The organism is Pseudomonas fluorescens (genome assembly GCF_902498065.1).
Lineage (GTDB): Bacteria > Pseudomonadota > Gammaproteobacteria > Pseudomonadales > Pseudomonadaceae > Aquipseudomonas > Aquipseudomonas fluorescens_BJ.
On record NZ_CABVIR010000001.1, the window covers coordinates 1059257 to 1078605 of the forward strand.

Genomic DNA, 19349 nt, shown 5'->3' on the forward strand with positions numbered 1-19349 from the left:
CAGTGCGTTCTTTCGCGCAGTCAGTACAATCGCCCGATTTACCCCCCGAGAACGGAAGCAGTACGGCGGGGTAGTCGCGAGAAATCCAATGCTTATCGGTAGCTATTCACCCACGCTGGTTATCATTTCGCTCTGTGTAGCGATTCTCGCGTCCTATACCGCGCTCGACATGACCGGGCGCATTGCTACCGCCAGAGGTCGGGCCGTGCATTTGTGGACGGTGGGCGGGGCTTTTGCGATGGGCATCGGCGTGTGGTCGATGCATTTCATCGGCATGCTCGCGTTTGAACTGCCTATTGACCTCGGCTACGACATCACCCTGACGGCCCTGTCGCTGCTGACCGCGATTCTGTCCTGCGGCTTTGCCTTGTGGCTGGTCAGCCAGCCACAACTGCCGGGCTGGCAACTGGGGTTTGGAGCGCTGGCGATGGGCGCTGGTATCAGCGCCATGCACTACACCGGCATGGCCGCCATGCGCATGCAGCCGGGTATCGATTACGACCCGACACTGTTTAGTGCCTCTCTGCTCATCGCCGTCGGGGCGTCGGGCGCTGCGTTATGGATCGCCTTTCGCCTGCGCCGGCACACGCCTCATGTCAGCCTGCTTCGAGGCGGCGCGGCGGTGATCATGGGCATTGCCATTGTTGGAATGCACTACACCGCCATGGCCGCTGCGCGTTTTCCCGACGGCAGTTTTTGTGGCGCGGCGATCAGCGGTTTGAACGGCAAGGGCCTGGACAGCCTGGTGCTGATCACCACGATGGCGGTGCTGAGCATTGCCTTGCTCACCTCGATTCTCGATGCACGTCTGGAGGCTCGCACCGCCGAATTGGCCCGCTCGCTGACAGAAGCTAATCGCGAACTCACCCAACTGGCGCTGCACGACCCCCTGACCGGTCTGCCGAATCGGGTGTTGCTGGCGGATCGCATCGACCAGGCCACATCGAGGGTGCAGGAGCAGGGCGGTTGTTTTGCATTGATGTTCATCGATCTGGACGGTTTCAAACCGGTCAATGATGCTTTCGGCCACCACATGGGTGACCTGCTCTTACGAGAAGTCGGCTTGCGCTTGCGCGAGGATCTGCGCAGCCAGGACACCCTGGCGCGGATCGGCGGTGACGAATTCGTCTTGCTGGTGCAATTGCGCGATGAACATGACGCCTTGAACCTGGCGGCACGTCAGGTCGCAATGATCGCGCGCTCGTTCCGCGTCGCCGAACATGATTTGCAGATTTCAGCCAGTGTCGGCATCGCCCTCTATCCGGGCAACGGCCAGACGGCCGAAGAGCTGCTGATGAATGCCGACGCGGCGATGTATCACGCCAAGGGCGTGGGTAAAAACGGCTACAGCTTCTTCGACGCCTCGATGAACAGCAACGCGCGCAAACAGCTGCAATTGCTGCAAGACCTGCGTAATGCCGTGGATCAGCAACAATTCAGCCTCTACTACCAACCCAAGTTCGACGCCAGCAATGGCCGGCCGGTCGGCGCCGAAGCGTTGTTGCGCTGGGTGCACCCGACTCAGGGCATGATGCTGCCGGACAAGTTCATTGAACTGGCGGAGAAGACCGGGCTGATCATTCCGATTGGCGAATGGGTGCTCAACGAAGCCTGCCGCCAGATGCGCGAATGGTATGTGCTCGGCTACACCGACTGGCGTATCGCGGTAAACCTTTCGGCCCTGCAGTTCTGCCATGCAGGCCTGGTTCAGAGTGTCGCCAAAGCCTTGGCCACGCACCGTTTGCCCGCCAACAGCCTGACCCTGGAAATCACCGAAACCACCGCCATGAGTGACGCCGATGCGAGCATGATGGTGCTCAATGAGCTCTCGGAGATGGGCGTCGACCTGTCCATCGATGACTTTGGTACCGGCTATTCGAGTTTGATGTACCTCAAGCGTTTGCCGGCCAACGAATTGAAGATCGACCGTGGTTTTGTCCGCGACCTGGAACGGGACAGCGACGACGCCGCCATCGTTTCCGCCATCGTCGCGCTGGGCCAGGCATTGGGTTTGCGGATCGTCGCCGAAGGGGTGGAAACCGACGTGCAGCAGGATTTCCTTACTCAACTGGGCTGCGATTCGTTGCAGGGTTACCTGCTGGGGCACCCGCTGCCGGCAGAGCGCTTCATGATCGATATAGTTCGGGCAGAGGAACTGGCGCTGGCCTGAAGCAAGATCGCGTTATCGGTCCGCGTAGTCCCATGCAGGAGCTGGCTTGCCAGCGGTGGCGTCCCCGCTGACATCACAACACCCCATGCAAAAAACGCCGATGGCGGTTATTCTTGCCCCCGACTGCTTACGCTTGAATGGGGAACAGCTCGCATGGACAAAGTCATCGTCATCACTGGTGGAAGCCGCGGCATCGGCGCCGCCACTGCCTTGTTGGCCGCCGAACAGGGCTATCGGATCTGCATCAACTATCAATCCGATGAAGAAGCCGCGCACCGGGTGCTCGAGCAAGTCCGCGCCCTCGGCGCCCAAGCCATCGCGGTCCGAGCGGACGTCAGCATCGAAGACGAAGTGATTGCCTTGTTTCACCGGGTAGACACCGAGCTGGGCCGGGTTACCGCACTGGTCAACAACGCCGGCACTGTGGGGCACAAGTCCCGGGTCGACGAAATGTCCGAATTTCGCATTCTGAAAATCCTCAAAACCAACGTCCTGGCGCCGATTCTCTGCGCCAAGCACGCGATCCTGCGCATGTCGCCCAAACATGGCGGCCAGGGTGGCAGCATCGTCAACGTCTCCTCGGTGGCCTCACGCTTGGGCGCCCCCAGTGAATACGTCGACTACGCGGCCTCCAAAGGCGCGCTCGACACCTTTACCATCGGCCTGTCCAAGGAAGTGGCCGGCGAAGGTATCCGCGTCAACGCCGTGCGACCTGGCTACATCTACACCGATTTCCACGCGCTGAGCGGCGATCCGGACCGGGTCAGCAAACTGGAATCGGCGATACCGATGGCGCGCGGTGGCCGGCCGGATGAAGTGGCGGAAGCGATTGTGTGGCTGTTGTCGGACAAGGCGTCGTATGCGACCGGGACTTTTGTCGATCTTGGGGGCGGGCGTTAATCTCTGAAAGGTGCGGTCTCGGCTCGGGCCCCATCGCGGGCAAGCCCCCACAGGGTTACGCGGTCAACTGTGGGGGCTTGCCCGCGATGGGGCCGGAACAGTCAACCTCAAACCCTCAGAATGACCGCACAATCCGTCCCAACGTCTCCATCGCCTTCTCCGAAGCCTCATCCCAAGGGCTGCCATAATTCAGCCGAATACAATTCCTGAACCGTTGCGCCGGCGAAAAGATCGGCCCCGGCGCGATGCTGATTCCTTGCGCCAAGGCCATCTGAAACAACTTCAACGAATCCATCTGCGCGGGCAATTCCAGCCACAAGAAATAGCCGCCAGCCGGTTGACTCACGCGAGTCTGCGCCGGGAAATAGCGGGCAATCGCCGCCAGCATCGCACTCTGCTGTTCTTCCAGCGCATAACGCAGTTTGCGCAGATGCCGGTCATAGCCGCCATGTTGCAGGTAATCGGCAATGGCCGCCTGCGCCGGCATCGAGGCGCACAGCGAGGTCATGAGTTTCAGCCGTTCAATTTTTTGCGCAAAGCGCCCGGCAGCCACCCAGCCAATGCGATAGCCAGGGGCGAGGCTCTTGGCGAACGAGCCGCAATGCATCACCAACCCCTCGGTGTCGAACGCTTTCGCCGGTTTCGGCGCCTGTTGCCCGTAATACAGTTCGGCGTAAACGTCATCTTCGATCAGTGGCACCTGATGGCTGCGCAACAACTCCACCAGTTCCTGTTTCTTTGCCTCGGGCATGGTCGCGCCCATGGGGTTCTGAAAACTGGTCATGCACCAGCAGGCCTTGATCGGGTAGCGTTCCAGGGTTTGCGCGAGCACGCCGAGGTCGATGCCGTCGCGCGGATGCACGGGGATTTCCACGGCTTTGAGTTTCAGCCGTTCGAGGATTTGCAGGCAGGCATAGAACGCCGGAGCTTCGATGGCCACCAGGTCGCCGGGTTCGGTGACGGCTTGCAGACACAGGTTCAGCGCTTCGAGGGCGCCGTTGGTGATCAGCAATTCTTCCATGGGCAGCATCAGGCCGCCGACCATGTAGCGCAGGGCGATTTGTCGGCGCAGTTGCGGGTTGCCCGGCGACATGTCGGTGACGACCATGCGCGGATCCATGTCCCGGGCGGCGCTGGCCAATGAACGGGACAGCCGTTGCAGGGGAAACAGGGTGGGGCTGGGGAACGCCGAGCCGAAGGGGACGGTGTTGGGGTCTTTGATCGAGTCGAGGACCGAGAACACCAGTTCGCTGACGTCGACTTCGGTGGATTCGTTGACTTGGCTGCTGATCACCGGTTCTGAAAACGGGCTCGGCGCGTGGGTGTTGACGAAGTAGCCGGAACGCGGGCGGGCGCGGATCAGGCCGCGGCGCTCCAGAAGGTAATAAGCCTGAAACACCGTGGACGGGCTGACGCCGTAGGTCTGGCTGGCGTAGCGCACCGACGGCACGCGCTGGCCAGGGCCGAGGACGCCGGAGCGGATCAGTTCAGCGATGTCGTCGGCGAATTTTTCGTAGCGTTTCATCGAGTGCCCTGGCGTTGCGGTATGCAGAGAAATTGGGGGGGCTTCTTCGCCAGCAAACCGGCCCCTACAGGTCTGCGCAATTCTGTAGGAGCCGGCTTGCTGGCGATGCAGTCTAAGGGATCAACGGTTCATCGGCGCAACAAACCGGCTTTTGGCCACGCTGTAAACATCAGGCTCATCGCTGTCGACGATCTGGAAGCTGATGCTCTGCGAGCTGCTGCTCGGCCGTTCCGTGGTCATGGCGACGGACACCGGCACGTCGACAATTTCCCCCGGGGCCAGGCTCAGTTCGGTCCTGCCTTGCAGCTGGAAGCCGTCGCCATCGACCAGGGTCAATCGGTAGTCTTGACGTTGCTGGGTCTTGTTGATGACTTTCAGGCTGTAGATGTTTTCGATCTGCCCCTGGCTGTTCTCGCGGAACAGGCCACGGTCCTTGCTGACGTCCAGCGACACCATCGGCCGTTCCACCAGCGCGAGGGCGAGGGCGCCGATCATCACCAGCAACACCGCGGTGTAGCCGATCAGCCGTGGCCGCAGCAGATGGGTCTTGCCACCCTGCAACTCGTGCTCCGAGGTGTAGCTGATCAGCCCGCGGGCATAGCCCATTTTGTCCATGATCGAATCGCAGGCGTCGATACAGGCGGCGCACCCGATGCATTCCATCTGCAAGCCATCGCGAATGTCGATGCCGGTCGGGCAGACCTGCACGCACAGTTGGCAATCGATGCAGTCGCCGAGGCCGGCGTCGGCAGGTTTCACGTCACGTTTGCGCGGGCCACGGTTTTCGCCCCGGGCGACGTCGTAGGAAATGGTCAGGGTGTCTTTGTCGAACATCACACTCTGGAACCGCGCATACGGGCACATGTGCATGCACACCGCTTCGCGCAGCCAACCGGCGTTGATGTAGGTCGCACCGGTGAAGAACAGCACCCAGAACAGGCTGACACCGCCGATCTGCAAGGTCAGCAGTTCTTCGGCCAGCGGCCGGATCGGCGTGAAGTAGCCAACAAAGGTCAGGCCGGTCAGCAAGCTGATCGCCAGCCATAATGTGTGCTTGGCGGCGCGGCGCATCAGTTTGTTCAGACCCCAGGGCGCGGCTTGCAGCTTGATCCGCTGGTTGCGCTCACCTTCGGTGATCTTCTCGCACCACATGAAGATCCAGGTCCAGGAGCTCTGCGGGCAGGTGTAGCCGCACCAGACACGGCCGGCAAACACGGTGATCGCAAACAGGCCAAACGCCGCAATGATCAGCAGCGCCGACAACAGGATGAAATCCTGCGGCCAAAAAGTCGCACCGAAGATGTGGAATTTGCTTTCAGAAAGGTCCCAGAGCACTGCCTGACGGCCGCCCCAGTTCAACCACACGGTGCCGAAAAACAGCAGAAACAGAAAACCCGCACCGCTCATGCGCAGGGTGCGGTACAGGCCGGTGAAGCTACGGGTGTGGATCAGGTTGTCGCTGGATTTGGCCTTCATCTTTGGACGCGAAGGCTCGATTTTTACAAATGAGTCGGGTTCTACGGTTCGGACGGGGATTCTCTCGCTCATGGTCTTTCGCTCATCAGCCTCCATCAGGCATGAGCACTATGAGCGGCGATCTGTTTGCATAACAGACTCAGGTATCGCAATAAAAAGCGGATCAGATGAGTGTTGAACCACACCCTGCGACAAGTTGATGCACCCGTCAAAACGGGGCGCAGACGCCTATATCAGACGCCCGCGCGCGATGTTGATCGGGGTCAGTCAAATCACCGAATCACTGTCGGTGGCCTTCAAATGCCGGCGACCGTCCACGGCGCCTGCTACGGTCAATGCATCGGCTTCTGCTTCGGTGATGTAGATGCGCTGGCCGTTGATGTCCACCGCTGACATGGCTTTGGCGCCGTCGGTGACGATGGTGACGTCGGGACACAGACGAATTTCTTCGCCGTTCTCCGTGGTAAAGAAGCAAGTCTGGTTTTCGATGCGCACAGTCATGGAGAGGTCCTTTTTTCTGCGGAGTCTTAACTGTTAGGGCACATCCCGCCGCCATCGTTCTGTGCAACCGATTAATGGTCGGCGCGGTCCATCCTCTATCGATCATTTACAGGGATTGCACCATGGACGCCTGGTGGCATGAGGTTTGGGTGACGCTGCAAGCGGAGTTCGCCGACATCGGCGACGCCTCGCAATTGACACGTATCACGGTAAGACTGTTGATAGCCGCCGTGTTGGGCGGGATTCTCGGTTTTGAACGCGAGCACAAAGGCAAGGCCGCCGGTGTGCGTACGCACATGCTGGTGGCGCTGGGGGCCGCGCTGTTTGTGCTGGTGCCGCAGATGTCCGGCTCTCAGGCCGATGCGATGAGTCGGGTGGTGCAAGGGGTGATCGCCGGGATCGGCTTCCTCGGCGCCGGGACCATCCTGAAAAACCAGGAAGGCGATGAGGGCCACGTGAAAGGCCTGACCACCGCCGCCGGGTTGTGGATGACCGCAGCCATTGGTGTTTCCGCCGGGTTGGGGCGTGAGGCGACGGCGGTATTCAGTACGTTGCTGGCGTTGGTGATCTTTAGTGTGATGCCGAGGATTGTGAGGATGCTCGAAAAAAGCGATTCGGAAGATAAACCTTAGCGACTATTAGGTGCCCGTTCAGATGCCGGTTCAGGTTCGGTCATATTCAATGCCGATTGGACGTCCCAATGGTTTTCATTTGCTAACTCGTTTTGGGAGAAATCGAAGCTCCGATAACGCAGGTCAATGTCGTGAGCGAGTGAGCTCTTGACGGCCTTTTCCGGTTGCTCGCGATCGATCATGAAATAAAGTAGCTCGTAGTTGAATAGTTTCACTTTCAGGCCAGCCGTCGCTCAGTGATTCACGGTTGAGCGCAGATCGTTGTGCGCTCACGCTTTCTGTAAAGCTGCTGACACTGAAAAATATTGATGACATGGCTGGATGCTCTGGCTTAAGGGACTGGGGTATCTAAGAGCATGCAAGGGGATTTCGTAAAGCATTCGATAGCGGGAAATGTCACTACAGGATCGGTACTACACCGTTCTGGGAAAAAACCTTGTAGGAACGTGCTCGCGAAACGCCCGACCTCGCGTTGGGGTTCAAGCTTGCGGCGTTATCGTTGACGATCTTCGCGAGCAAGCTCGCTCCTACAATGCGGCGAGGGCGCATCAGAGCCATCATCACTCCGGCACAACGATCACCGGCGGCATCGTCTCCGGCGGATCTTCCCTTGGTGGCGGGGTGGTCCCCGGCGGTTCCTGCTCGGGCACCGGCGCAGGTTCAGTCGGTGGAATCGTCGGGCTATCGATATTCGGATCAGGCGTTTCGGCCGGGATTGGGATACTCATCGTTGAAGCCTCCAGTGGCAGATGGCGCAAGTCGTGCTTAAGTGGATTGACCACCGCGCACAGGAATTGATTCCACCGAAGATCCGGGCAAATCCACGTGAACTTTACCGAGGCCTGTCGCTCGGAACCTAAGTGAGTTCATTCCGGGGCCGCTGGCCTTGCGCGAACGACGATCAGGTACAAGAGCGTCCATGGGGCGTAAAGGAGAGATGCTCGATGACTGCAGAAAAACCGACAGAGCTGAACTACAACCCTCATATGCCGCTGTCGCAGGCCTTGTTGCTGCCGCGCATCGCCATTGAAAACACCATGCCGACCCTTGATGGCGGGCAATTCGCCGTTAAGGCCGTGATCGGACAAGACGTGGTGGTCACGAGTAAAGTCTTCGCCGACGGGCACGACAAACTGGCCGTTCGGGTTCGCTGGCGTGCTGCCGATGATGACGCCTGGCAAAGCGAAGTCATGGGTGAGCTGGGCAATAACGGGTATCAAGGCCAATTCCGCGTCGCGCGTCAGGGCCGTTATGTGTTCTGCATTGAGGCCTGGATCGATCAGTTCGCCAGCTTCTGCTATGAGCTGGAGAAGAAGCACTCGGCCCGGGTGCCCGTCAGTCTTGAGTTGCAGGAAGGTCGCACCCTGGTTCAACAGGCAGCCGAACGCTCCGAAGGTCAACTGAGTGAAGCGTTGGCAGCGCTGCACCACGAACTGGCCGGGTTGCTCGAAATCGAGCAGGTGGCGCTGTTTCTGCACCATCGCAGCGCTGATCTGATGGCTCAGGCCGATCACCGCGCCTATTTGAGCCTCAGCCCCGAGTATCCGCTGGACGTCGAACGTGAGATCGCGCAGTTCGCCAGTTGGTATGAGTTGTTTCCGCGCTCGATCACCGACGATCCGGCCCGTCATGGCACTTTTAACGACGTGCATTCGCGGCTGCCGATGATTCAGGACATGGGTTTTGACGTGCTGTACTTTCCGCCGATCCACCCGATCGGACGCAGCTACCGCAAAGGCCCGAACAACTCCCTCACCGCCGGCCCTGACGATCCGGGCAGCCCGTATGCCATTGGCAGCGAAGAGGGCGGGCATGAGGCGATCCACTCGGAACTGGGCACCCGCGAAGACTTTCGTCGGCTGGTTGCCGCAGCCGCCGACCATGGCCTGGAAATCGCACTCGACTTCGCCATCCAGTGTTCCCAGGATCATCCGTGGCTCAAACAGCATCCCGGCTGGTTCAACTGGCGTCCGGACGGCACGATCAAATACGCCGAGAACCCGCCGAAGAAGTATCAGGACATCGTCAACGTCGACTTCTATGCCGCTGACGCGATTCCTAGCCTCTGGGTCGAATTGCGCGACATCGTGGTCGGCTGGGTCGAGGAGGGCGTGAAGATCTTTCGCGTCGATAACCCCCACACCAAGCCGCTGCCGTTCTGGCAATGGCTGATCGCCGATGTACGGGCGCTGTACCCGGAAGTGATCTTCCTCGCCGAAGCCTTTACCACGCCGGCAATGATGGCGCGTCTGGGCAAGGTCGGTTACTCGCAGAGCTACACCTACTTCACCTGGCGCAACACCAAGTACGAACTGTCGACGTACTTCACCGAGTTGAACGAGTCGCCGTGGCGCGAATGCTACCGGCCGAATTTCTTCGTCAACACCCCCGACATAAACCCGGCGTTTTTGCATGAGTCGGGACGCGCCGGTTTTCTCATCCGCGCAGCGTTGGCGACCATGGGCTCCGGGTTGTGGGGCATGTATTCCGGGTTTGAGCTCTGTGAAGCCGCACCCGTGCCGGGGAAGGAGGAATACCTCAATTCCGAGAAGTACGAGATTCGTCCAAGAGACTTCAATGCGCCTGGCAACATCATCGCCGAAATCGCGCAACTCAATCGTATTCGTCGGCAAAACCCGGCGTTGCACACGCATTTAGGGCTTACGGTCTACAACGCCTGGAATGACAACATTCTGTATTTCGGCAAACGCAGCGCGGATGGCAGCAATTTCATTCTGGTGGCCGTCAGCCTCGATCCGCATAACGTTCAGGAAGCGAATTTCGAATTGCCGCTGTGGGAAATGGGTTTGCCTGACGACGCCAGCACCCAGGGCGAGGATTTGATGAGTGGTCATCGCTGGACCTGGCACGGCAAGTACCAGTTCATGCGGATCGACCCGGCACATCAGCCGTTCGGGATTTGGCGCATCACGGCTTAGCCCCGGCACCTGTGGGAGCTGCCTGCTCGCCAAGGGGTCAGCACATCCAACATCCATGTCGCCTGCTACATCGTCTTCGCGAGCAGGCTCGCTCCCACAGGGAGGGGCTAGGCCCGGCGGATTTTTCGAATTCAACAGGAGTTCCAAATGGCGAAGAAACCCAAGGCTGCCACCTTTATCAAGGACCCGCTCTGGTACAAGGATGCGGTGATCTACCAGGTTCACGTTAAGTCTTTTTTCGACTCCAACAATGACGGGATCGGCGACTTTCCTGGCCTTATCGCCAAACTCGATTACATTGCCGACCTCGGCGTCAATACCATCTGGCTGTTGCCGTTCTATCCGTCGCCACGGCGCGATGACGGTTACGACATCGCCGAATATCGCGGCGTGCATCCCGATTACGGGACCATGGCCGATGCCAGGCGCTTTATCTCTGAAGCGCACAAACGCGGCTTGCGGGTGATTACCGAACTTGTCATCAACCACACCTCGGACCAGCACGCGTGGTTCCAGCGTGCGCGTAAAGCCAAACCCGGTTCGGCGGCGCGGGACTTTTACGTGTGGTCCGATGACGATCAAAAATACGATGGCACCCGCATCATCTTTCTTGACACTGAAAAGTCCAACTGGACCTGGGACCCGGTCGCCGGCCAGTACTTCTGGCACCGTTTCTATTCCCACCAGCCGGACCTGAACTTCGATAACCCGCAAGTCATGAAAGCCGTGCTGTCGGTGATGCGCTATTGGCTGGACATGGGCATCGACGGTTTGCGTCTGGATGCGATTCCGTACCTCATCGAACGCGATGGCACCAACAACGAAAACCTGCCCGAGACCCACGACGTCCTCAAGCAGATTCGGGCCGAAATCGACGCCAATTACCCCGATCGCATGCTGCTCGCCGAGGCCAATCAGTGGCCGGAAGATACGCAACTGTACTTCGGTGACACCGATAAAAAAGGCCTGAACGGCGACGAATGCCACATGGCCTTTCACTTCCCGCTGATGCCACGGATGTACATGGCGCTGGCCCAGGAAGACCGCTTCCCGATCACCGACATTCTGCGTCAGACCCCGGAAATTCCGGCCAACTGCCAGTGGGCGATTTTCCTGCGCAACCACGATGAGCTGACCCTGGAAATGGTCACCGACAAGGAGCGCGATTACCTGTGGAATTACTACGCCGCCGACCGTCGAGCGCGGATCAACCTGGGGATTCGCCGTCGCCTCGCGCCGCTGATGGAGCGTGACCGTCGTCGCGTCGAATTGCTCAACAGCCTGCTGCTGTCGATGCCTGGTACGCCGACGATGTATTACGGCGATGAAATCGGCATGGGCGACAACATCTACCTCGGCGACCGCGACGGCGTGCGTACGCCGATGCAGTGGTCGATCGACCGTAACGGCGGATTCTCCCGCGCCGACCCGGCGAGCCTGGTGTTGCCACCGATCATGGACCCGCAATACGGTTACCTGTCGGTCAACGTCGAAACCCAGGCCGGCGACCCGCATTCGTTATTGAACTGGACCCGCCGCATGCTCGCGGTGCGCAAGCAGTCCAAGGCCTTCGGCCGTGGCACGCTGAAAATGCTGTCGCCGAGCAATCGTCGAATTCTGGCCTACACCCGTGAATTTACCGGGGCCGACGGCAAGAACGAGATCATCCTGTGCGTGGCCAACGTGTCCCGTAGCGCGCAAGCGGCAGAGCTGGACCTGTCGGCCTACGTCGGCATGGTGCCGGTTGAGATGCTCGGCGGTAATGCGTTCCCACCGATTGGTCAGCTGAATTTTCTCCTGACCCTGGCACCGTATGGTTTCTATTGGTTTGCGCTGGCCGCAGAAAACCAGATGCCTAGCTGGCATGTCGAGCCGGCGCAAAGCCTGCCGGACTTCACTACCCTGGTACTGAAGAAACGCATGGAGGAACTGCTTGAAGCGCCGTCCCGCGACACGCTGGAGCAGGGCATCTTGCCGAACTGGTTGCAAAACCGCCGCTGGTTCGCCGGCAAAGACAAGTCCATCGACAAGGTCAACCTGGCTTACGGCGTGCGCTTCGGTGATGCGCTGCATCCGGTGCTGTTGAGTGAAATCGAAGTCACCAGCGGCGGACAGACCAGCCGTTATCAGCTGCCGTTCGGCTTCATTGCGGACGATCAGGTGGGCCCCGCGTTGCCGCAGCAACTGGCGCTGTCTCGGGTTCGGCGCGGGCCTCAAGTGGGTTTGATTACCGATGCATTCAGTCTTGAACACTTCATTCGCGCTGTCCTGCAAGGCATGCAGGACAACACCGTGTTGCCTTCCGATGGCGGCGAGATTCGTTTCGAGCCGACTGCCGAGCTGGGCAAACTGGGCCTGACGGCTGAATCGGAAGTGCGTTACCTGTCGGCCGAACAGTCCAACAGCTCGGTGGTGATCGGCAGCAGCCTGGTGCTCAAGCTGATCCGCAAGGTCGCCTCGGGCGTGCATCCGGAACTGGAAATGAGTGCGTACCTGACCGGTGCAGGCTTCGCCAATATCTCGCCGTTGCTGGGGTCGGTGGTGCGCCGCGATGCCAAGGGCGAAGACAACCTGCTGATGATCGCCCAAGGCTATCTGAGCAATCAGGGCGATGCGTGGGAGTGGACGCAGAACAACCTCGAACGGGCATTGCGCGATGAACTCGCCGATGCCATGTCGGAGCAGGAACAGCACTACAACGCCCTCGGCGAACTGCGTGACTTCGCCGGCATGCTTGGTCAGCGCTTGGGGGAAATGCATCAGGTACTGGCAGCGCCGACGGACAATCCGGACTTCGCTCCGCAAGTCACTACGCAAAAAGAGGCCCTGGCTTCGGCCAAGGATGTCGCCGCGCAACTGGAGCACGCGCTGAAGTTGCTCAAAGAGCATCAAAACCAACTGAACCCGGCGGACAAAACCCTGGTCACTCGTTTACTGGACAACAGAAAAGCCATCCTCGGCCACGTCCAGGAACTGGGCAAAAAAGCGATCGGTGGTTTGCGCATTCGTGTCCATGGCGACTTGCACCTCGGGCAAGTGCTGGTGATCAAGGGCGACGCTTACCTGATCGACTTTGAAGGTGAGCCGGCACGTCCACTGGCTGAGCGACGCGGCAAGCACAGTCCTTACAAGGACGTCAGCGGTGTCTTGCGCTCGTTCGATTACGCGGCCGCCATGGCGATCAACGTGCACAACGTCGATAACACCGCCGAGGCCCAGGCAGCACGGTTACGGGTCTCGGATCGCTATTTAAATGAGGCGAAACAGGCATTTGTCGACGCTTATCGGCTGGCGGCAGCTAGTCTTGCTCATGCATGGCAAGATCCGGAAGGCGAGGACGCCGCGCTGGCGTTGTTCGGTCTGGAGAAAGCGGCGTATGAGGTGGCCTATGAGGCAGAGAATCGGCCCACTTGGCTGCCTGTGCCGTTGCACGGTTTATATGGACTATTGAGTGGGCTTAAACCCTTTTCCGATCTTGGTGGAGAGTAGTCATGAGTTTCTCGAACAAGGAACAGGGTCACGCTAAAGAGGCGTTACTGCCCAGATCGCGGGACATCGACGCCCTGGTGCGCGCCGAACATCACGACCCCTTTGCAATCCTCGGCCCCCATGGCGATGGCGCCGGCGGGCAATTTATTCGGGCTTATCTGCCAGACGCGCTGAGCGTGCAGGTGCTGTCCAAGGACTCCGGCGAGGAACTTGGCAGCCTGGAAGCCACCCAGACGCCGGGGTTGTTTGTCGGGCATTTCGAGCGCGCGCAGCCCTATGTGCTGCGCACCCGTTGGGCAGGCGGCGAACAGGTTTCCGAGGACCCTTACAGCTTTGGTCCTTTGTTGGGTGAAATGGACTTGTACCTGTTCGCCGAGGGCAATCACCGCGACTTGAGCAGTTGCCTCGGTGCGCAGCTGACAACCGTCGAGGGCGTCGACGGCGTGCGTTTCGCCGTGTGGGCACCCAACGCCAAACGGGTGTCGGTGGTCGGCGACTTCAATAACTGGGACGGCCGTCGGCACCCGATGCGCCTGCGTCACCCGACCGGCGTCTGGGAGCTGTTCATCCCGCGCCTGCAGGCAGGCGAGGCTTATAAATACGAGATCCTCGGTACCCACGGCATTCTGCCGCTCAAGGCCGACCCGATGGCGCTGGCCACCACGTTGCCGCCGGACACGGCGTCGAAAGTCGCCTCTCCATTGAGCATTGAATGGCAGGATCACGAGTGGATGCAGGCACGCGTCGAGCGTTCACAACCGAGCGCGCCGCTGTCGATCTACGAGTTGCACGCCGGTTCCTGGCAGTGCGAGCTGGACGATCTGGGCGAAGTCGCGCGCCAGTACACCTGGCACGAACTGGGTGAACGGTTGATCCCGTACGTGAAAGAGCTGGGTTTCACCCACATCGAACTGATGCCGATCATGGAACACCCGTTCGGCGGTTCGTGGGGCTATCAACTGCTTTCGCAATTCGCACCGAGCGCACGCTACGGTTCGCCGGATGATTTCGCCGCGTTCGTCAACGCCTGTCACCTGGCCGACATCGGCGTCATCCTCGATTGGGTCCCGGCGCATTTCCCGACCGATACTCACGGTCTGGCGCAATTCGACGGCACCGCGTTGTACGAGTACGGCAACCCGCTGGAAGGCTTCCATCAGGATTGGGACACGCTGATCTACAACCTCGGCCGCACCGAAGTGCACGGCTACATGCTGGCGTCGGGATTGCACTGGCTCAAGCATTTCCATGTCGATGGCCTGCGCGTCGATGCGGTGGCGTCGATGCTGTATCGCGATTACTCGCGCAAGGCGGGTGAATGGGTGCCGAACCGTCACGGCGGCCGGGAAAACCTTGAAGCGATCGACTTCCTGCGTCACCTCAACGATGTGGTCAACCTTGAAGCGCCCGGCGCGCTGGTGATTGCCGAAGAGTCCACCGCGTGGCCGGGCGTGAGCCAAAGCACGCAACAGGGCGGTCTGGGGTTCGATTACAAATGGAACATGGGCTGGATGCACGATTCGCTGCATTACATCCAGCAGGATCCGGTGTACCGCGCGCATCACCACAACGAACTGAGTTTCGGTCTGGTGTATGCCTGGTCCGAGCGCTTCATCCTGCCGATTTCCCACGACGAAGTGGTCCATGGCAAACACTCGCTGATCGACAAGATGCCCGGCGACCGCTGGCAGAAATTCGCCAACCTGCGCGCCTACCTGAGCTTCATGTGGGCGCATCCGGGCAAGAAACTGTTGTTCATGGGCTGCGAGTTTGGCCAGTGGCGCGAGTGGAATCACGATCAGCAGCTGGATTGGTACTTGCTGCAATATTCGGAACACCAGGGTGTGAAGGCGTTGGTGGGCGACCTGAATCGGCTGTACCGCGAAGAACCGGCGCTGCATGACCAGGACGACGCGCCGCAAGGGTTCCAGTGGCTGATCGGCGATGACGCCATCAACAGCGTTTATGCGTTCCTGCGCTGGAGCAAGGACGGGCGTCCGGTGCTGGTTGTCGCGAACTTCACCCCGGTGCCGCGCCAGGCCTATCGCATCGGCGTGCCGTTTGCGGGGCGCTGGACTGAGGTAATCAACAGCGACGCGGCGACGTATGCCGGGTCGAATTATGGGAATAGCGGCGGGGCGTTTACCGAGGAAGAGGCGAGCCATGGGCAGGCGCTATCACTGGTGTTGAATTTGCCACCGTTGGCGGTGTTGATGTTGAGGCCGGAGGGTTGATCTGAAACCGCGTCGCTGCCATGCGCTCCCACAGGGATCACGCTGTACCTGTGGGAGCGGCGGTGTGGCGACCCGATTTGCCCGCGATAGCGTCAGCCCGGGCAACGCATTTCTTGAAAGTTGACGCTCACCAGCGCATCCGCACGCCAAGGCTGCCAATCAGCCCATTCAAGTCATTTTCATCCACATCGCTGCTGTAATCGGCGCTGACGTACAGACTCACGGCGGGAGTCACTCTGGCCACCAGACCCAAACCCACTTCGACTGTCGATGAGTTGCGGCTGCTGCTGATCTTGTCGACTTGATCCAGGGTGACGGTATTGCCGGTGTACACCGTGTGCCACAAGTTGGTCCGCACGTACGGCTCGACCCCGAGGCCGTTGATGTCGTAGCTACCTTTCAACCGCGCACCGACCCGGCCGCTCCAGGACGTCAGGTCGCTGGACGATGCATTGCCGGAGCCGGCGGACGGGGTGTCAAGGGTGATGCGCTGATTGATCAACTGCGCCTGGGGTTCGACCACCCAGTTGTCGCCCAGACCAATCGGGAAGCCACCTTCCACCGAGAAGGTGACCGCGCTGCCTTCGGTGGCTTGTCGGGCGCCCTGTTCATTGCGGCTGAAGCCGTTGACCCGCCCCCCACTGGCCGTCAAATCCACGTGCCAGCCCTGTGGGCCGGTCAGGCTCCAATAGGCGCCGAGGCTCTGGCCTTGCAGGTTGAGGGTGTCGGTGGCGGGGGCGGCAAGGGCGCGATTGGTCAGCAGGCCGTTGCTGTTGCCTTGAAACTGGCTCACGCCGCCGATCAGCCCGACCTGCTGGGTATGGCCGCTGCCGCTTTGTAGGGTGAGGATCGCCGGGCCTTTGAATTCGTGGGCGCCAGGAATGCTGAATCCCTGGGACAGATAATCGGATTGTGCCTGACGCGATGCCTGTCCATAAAGCTGATCCCAGGCTGACGGCGCAGCGTCTTCGATGGTCAGGCGTGAACTTCGCAAATCAGGATTGGCGTTGAAGCGGCCGGGATAGGTGGTAGCGAGAGCGGGCAAGGTAAGCACCGGGACCTCCTGGTCATACCAGGGGGTTGTTTCTTCCTCGGCAGGCGAGGCCTGCACTTCCATGGATGAGCACAGCAGGAGCGAACTCGAGACAGTGCAAAAAGTAACTTTGATCTCTTGTTGGGTGAATGAAGTTTTCATGGAGGTCTACCTTGCTGTCGCATGCGGTATCTCGCTCTGGCGTCTCTCCTACCCCGAATGAGGGGCGACCGAATGGCGTGGGGCAAGCCTTGACCCGCCCGTTTTCACGGGTGTCTGATGGTTTGCCTCAGGTGTTACTTCCGGGGGTAGTAAGGTGAAGCTAAGAAGACTGATGGCGTTGCGTCAAGAAAATGAACGATAAGCGGTATGACTAATTTAGCCTATGCAACTGATTGTTTTTTCGCGGTTATATAAGTTCTTGTTTGTACGAAAAATCATCGTGGAAGCACTGCCCCAGAAGTGTTCAAGCAGCCGACAGTCGGTCCAAAAAACGATGTGAGCGGCGAGATTGCCGATAACATCTCGTTGAACATTACTGTCAATATCAATGATGCTCAACGGATCAACCCTGAAACCTCAAAGATGCACTTCCACCGCCAACGGCAAATGATCCGATAGATGCGTCCACGGCCTGCTGCCCAATATCCGCGGTTCATGGCTGCTGGCATTGCGCAGATAAATCCGGTCCAGGCGCAGTAATGGAAACCGTGCAGGGTAGGTTTTTGCCGGACGACCATGGTGGCGCTCGAAGGCTTCGTGCAGATAGTCGTGACGGGCGAGGGCGGCGTTGCCTTGCAACTGCCAGTCGTTGAAGTCGCCGGCGATGATCACCGGTGCATCGTCGGGCAGTGATTCGAGCAGTTGGCAGAGTAACTGGAGCTGCAACTGGCGATGACTTTCCAGCAGACTCAGGTGCACGCAAATCGCGTGGACTTCGGCGTGTCCGGGTACGTCGAGAATGCAATGCAGCAGGCCACGGCGTTCGGGGCCGGTGATCGAGACGTCGAGGTTGCGGTATTCACGGATCGGGTATTTCGACAGCAGCGCATTGCCGTGGTGACCGTTGGGGTAGACCGCATTGCGGCCGTAGGCGAAATCGCTCCACATGCTGTCGGCCAGGAACTCGTATTGAGAGGTCTGCGGCCAGTTGTTGAGACGGGAAGAATGACGTTCGTGTTCGCCGACGACTTCCTGCAGGAACACCAGGTCGGCGGACGTACTGCGCACCGCTTCACGCAGCTCCGGGAGAATGAAGCGCCGGTTGAGCGCGGTGAAACCCTTGTGGGTGTTGACCGTCAGCACTCTGAGTCGATGAATCGCCGGCGGCGTGTTCAATGGCGTCGATTCGACGGTCTGGCGCTTGGAATCACTGGTCACTTTCACTCCTCTGAATCAGGCTTGCTTAGGTATGCGACTGATGTGGGGGCGGGCAGTTCAGTTTGAGCGACAGTGCCCTCGGCATTGCCATCCACAGACGCTACGGTGCGGCGATCCGACTTGCCGGCGATGGTGTACTCAAGAATAGCGCAAGGCTCAAGGGTCTCATCGCCGGCAAGCCGGCCCATACAGGAGGGGTTGGTTCAGACGAAGACGATTTCATACGGCAACCGCATGCGCTCCAGCAGCACTCGGGGTAGCAGCGGGGCGATGCCGATGGCGGGTTCGCCGTCGAGCTGGCTGGCGTAGGCGTGGGTGGCGTGGCTTTTGCGTGCGACGGTCCAGGTGTCGAGGCGGATCTTGCGGGCGCGATGCCACGGGATCAGTCCTCGATCACGCGCGGGCCAGTGCCATGCCCAGACGGGCACTTCGTTAAATGCCACACCGACCGAGGCGGCGGCTTTGGCACTGGCGCGGCCGACAGCGTCGTGGTCGACATTGCCGTCCTCGCACCAGGTGCTGAACACCACGTCACCGGGCCGCAAGTACCGTGCGATGAATTGAGTCACTTGAAGCTCGCGCTCGGCCAAGGCGTTGTCGGTGAAACCTCCGCGAATCCACTTCAGGCTGTGCATCGGCAAACCGAGGCGGCGCAAGGCTTCAACGCTTTCCTGGGGACGAAACACACTGAGGCGTTTCTCCGACCACTGCTGCGACCCCGGATGGCTGGCGCTGCCGTCGGTGATCGAGATCAATTGCAGGGGATGGCCCAGCGTGCTGAGTAATTGCAGGAGTCCGCCGCAGGTCACGACTTCATCGCCGGGATGCGGCGCGATCACCACGGCGCGCGCGCCGGGCGGGACCAGGGTCTGGGTGTTGATGACGGGAATGTTGTCCAGCTGAGGCGCGTTGTTCCAGATCTGCGCTGCCAGGCTGTTGTCGCTGATGGAAACAGGTTTCATCGGGCTACGTCCTTGTTCTGGTTGATAGCAATGTGCCGCTCTCCGAACCCTGGATTGCCGCGAACAGAGTATTGCTCAAGTCACGCTATTCGTCGCGTCGATGTTCCC

The 19349-nt window shown here is 59.9% G+C and carries 13 protein-coding genes; 6 read left to right on the forward strand and 7 right to left on the reverse strand.

From position 1 onward, the window contains the following. Positions 1-88: 88 nt before the first annotated feature. Complete coding sequence (locus F8N43_RS05230) at positions 89-2170, forward strand: putative bifunctional diguanylate cyclase/phosphodiesterase (RefSeq protein ID WP_150653324.1); 2082 nt, start codon at positions 89-91, stop codon at positions 2168-2170. Positions 2171-2323: 153 nt separating this feature from the next. After that, a complete protein-coding gene (locus F8N43_RS05235; RefSeq protein WP_150633650.1) occupies positions 2324-3070 on the forward strand; it encodes an SDR family oxidoreductase in 747 nt (248 codons plus the stop codon). A gap of 115 nt (positions 3071-3185) precedes the next feature. Here F8N43_RS05235 and mapR read toward each other — a convergent pair whose 3' ends face one another. The 3 genes from mapR to F8N43_RS05250 all read right to left on the reverse strand — a co-directional run bounded on the left by mapR (position 3186) and on the right by F8N43_RS05250 (position 6572). After that, complete coding sequence (gene mapR / locus F8N43_RS05240; RefSeq protein ID WP_150653325.1) at positions 3186-4595, reverse strand: GntR family transcriptional regulator MpaR; 1410 nt, start codon at positions 4593-4595, stop codon at positions 3186-3188. Positions 4596-4715: 120 nt separating this feature from the next. Then, entirely contained in the window at positions 4716-6143 is a 1428-nt protein-coding gene (gene ccoG, locus F8N43_RS05245) for a cytochrome c oxidase accessory protein CcoG (RefSeq protein WP_150633652.1), read from the reverse strand. Positions 6144-6338: 195 nt separating this feature from the next. Next, positions 6339-6572 (reverse strand): DUF3203 family protein, encoded by a 234-nt coding sequence (locus F8N43_RS05250; protein WP_150633653.1) that lies wholly within the window; start codon positions 6570-6572, stop codon positions 6339-6341. A 122-nt stretch (positions 6573-6694) separates the two neighbouring features. On the opposite strand from F8N43_RS05250, the gene F8N43_RS05255 reads away from it, so the two are divergent. Continuing rightward, positions 6695-7204, forward strand: a complete 510-nt coding sequence (locus F8N43_RS05255) for an MgtC/SapB family protein (RefSeq protein WP_150633654.1) — start codon at positions 6695-6697, stop codon at positions 7202-7204. A gap of 560 nt (positions 7205-7764) precedes the next feature. On the opposite strand, the gene F8N43_RS29310 is transcribed toward F8N43_RS05255, so the two are convergent. Next, positions 7765-7932 (reverse strand): hypothetical protein, encoded by a 168-nt coding sequence (locus F8N43_RS29310; protein ID WP_167362929.1) that lies wholly within the window; start codon positions 7930-7932, stop codon positions 7765-7767. Between the two features lie 216 nt (positions 7933-8148). Here F8N43_RS29310 and F8N43_RS05260 point away from each other — a divergent pair, with 216 nt between their 5' ends. The 3 genes from F8N43_RS05260 (at position 8149) to glgB (ending at position 15866) form a co-directional block, all read left to right on the forward strand. Beyond that, entirely contained in the window at positions 8149-10143 is a 1995-nt protein-coding gene (locus F8N43_RS05260; RefSeq protein ID WP_150639161.1) for an alpha-1,4-glucan--maltose-1-phosphate maltosyltransferase, read from the forward strand. Positions 10144-10290: 147 nt separating this feature from the next. Then, positions 10291-13632, forward strand: a complete 3342-nt coding sequence (gene treS, locus F8N43_RS05270; RefSeq protein WP_150653327.1) for a maltose alpha-D-glucosyltransferase — start codon at positions 10291-10293, stop codon at positions 13630-13632. A gap of 2 nt (positions 13633-13634) precedes the next feature. Further along, positions 13635-15866 carry a 1,4-alpha-glucan branching protein GlgB gene (gene glgB / locus F8N43_RS05275; RefSeq protein ID WP_150653328.1) on the forward strand — a complete coding sequence of 744 codons (2232 nt, stop codon included), beginning with the start codon at positions 13635-13637 and terminating at the stop codon, positions 15864-15866. Positions 15867-15993: 127 nt separating this feature from the next. Here the strand turns inward: glgB and F8N43_RS05280 are convergent, their stop codons facing one another. From F8N43_RS05280 to F8N43_RS05295, 3 genes are all read right to left on the reverse strand, one after another. Then, on the reverse strand, positions 15994-17061 hold the full coding sequence (locus F8N43_RS05280) for an autotransporter outer membrane beta-barrel domain-containing protein (RefSeq protein ID WP_150653329.1): 1068 nt from the start codon (positions 17059-17061) through the stop codon (positions 15994-15996). A 417-nt stretch (positions 17062-17478) separates the two neighbouring features. Beyond that, positions 17479-18279 carry an endonuclease/exonuclease/phosphatase family protein gene (locus tag F8N43_RS05285; protein WP_150633659.1) on the reverse strand — a complete coding sequence of 267 codons (801 nt, stop codon included), beginning with the start codon at positions 18277-18279 and terminating at the stop codon, positions 17479-17481. A gap of 203 nt (positions 18280-18482) precedes the next feature. Then, complete coding sequence (locus F8N43_RS05295) at positions 18483-19241, reverse strand: PIG-L deacetylase family protein (protein WP_150633661.1); 759 nt, start codon at positions 19239-19241, stop codon at positions 18483-18485. Between the last annotated feature and the right edge of the window lie 108 nt (positions 19242-19349).

Bases quoted from the DNA above. Each gene is read 5' to 3' on its own strand.
- ccoG (WP_150633652.1), bottom strand. From the start codon at position 6,143: ATGAGCGAGAGAATCCCCGTCCGAACCGTAGAACCCGACTCATTTGTA.
- mapR (WP_150653325.1), bottom strand. From the start codon at position 4,595: ATGAAACGCTACGAAAAATTCGCCGACGACATCGCTGAACTGATCCGC.
- glgB (WP_150653328.1), top strand. From the start codon at position 13,635: ATGAGTTTCTCGAACAAGGAACAGGGTCACGCTAAAGAGGCGTTACTG.
- F8N43_RS29310 (WP_167362929.1), bottom strand. From the start codon at position 7,932: ATGAGTATCCCAATCCCGGCCGAAACGCCTGATCCGAATATCGATAGC.
- F8N43_RS05260 (WP_150639161.1), top strand. From the start codon at position 8,149: ATGACTGCAGAAAAACCGACAGAGCTGAACTACAACCCTCATATGCCG.
- F8N43_RS05295 (WP_150633661.1), bottom strand. From the start codon at position 19,241: ATGAAACCTGTTTCCATCAGCGACAACAGCCTGGCAGCGCAGATCTGG.
- F8N43_RS05280 (WP_150653329.1), bottom strand. From the start codon at position 17,061: ATGAAAACTTCATTCACCCAACAAGAGATCAAAGTTACTTTTTGCACT.
- F8N43_RS05250 (WP_150633653.1), bottom strand. From the start codon at position 6,572: ATGACTGTGCGCATCGAAAACCAGACTTGCTTCTTTACCACGGAGAAC.
- F8N43_RS05255 (WP_150633654.1), top strand. From the start codon at position 6,695: ATGGACGCCTGGTGGCATGAGGTTTGGGTGACGCTGCAAGCGGAGTTC.
- F8N43_RS05230 (WP_150653324.1), top strand. From the start codon at position 89: ATGCTTATCGGTAGCTATTCACCCACGCTGGTTATCATTTCGCTCTGT.
- treS (WP_150653327.1), top strand. From the start codon at position 10,291: ATGGCGAAGAAACCCAAGGCTGCCACCTTTATCAAGGACCCGCTCTGG.
- F8N43_RS05235 (WP_150633650.1), top strand. From the start codon at position 2,324: ATGGACAAAGTCATCGTCATCACTGGTGGAAGCCGCGGCATCGGCGCC.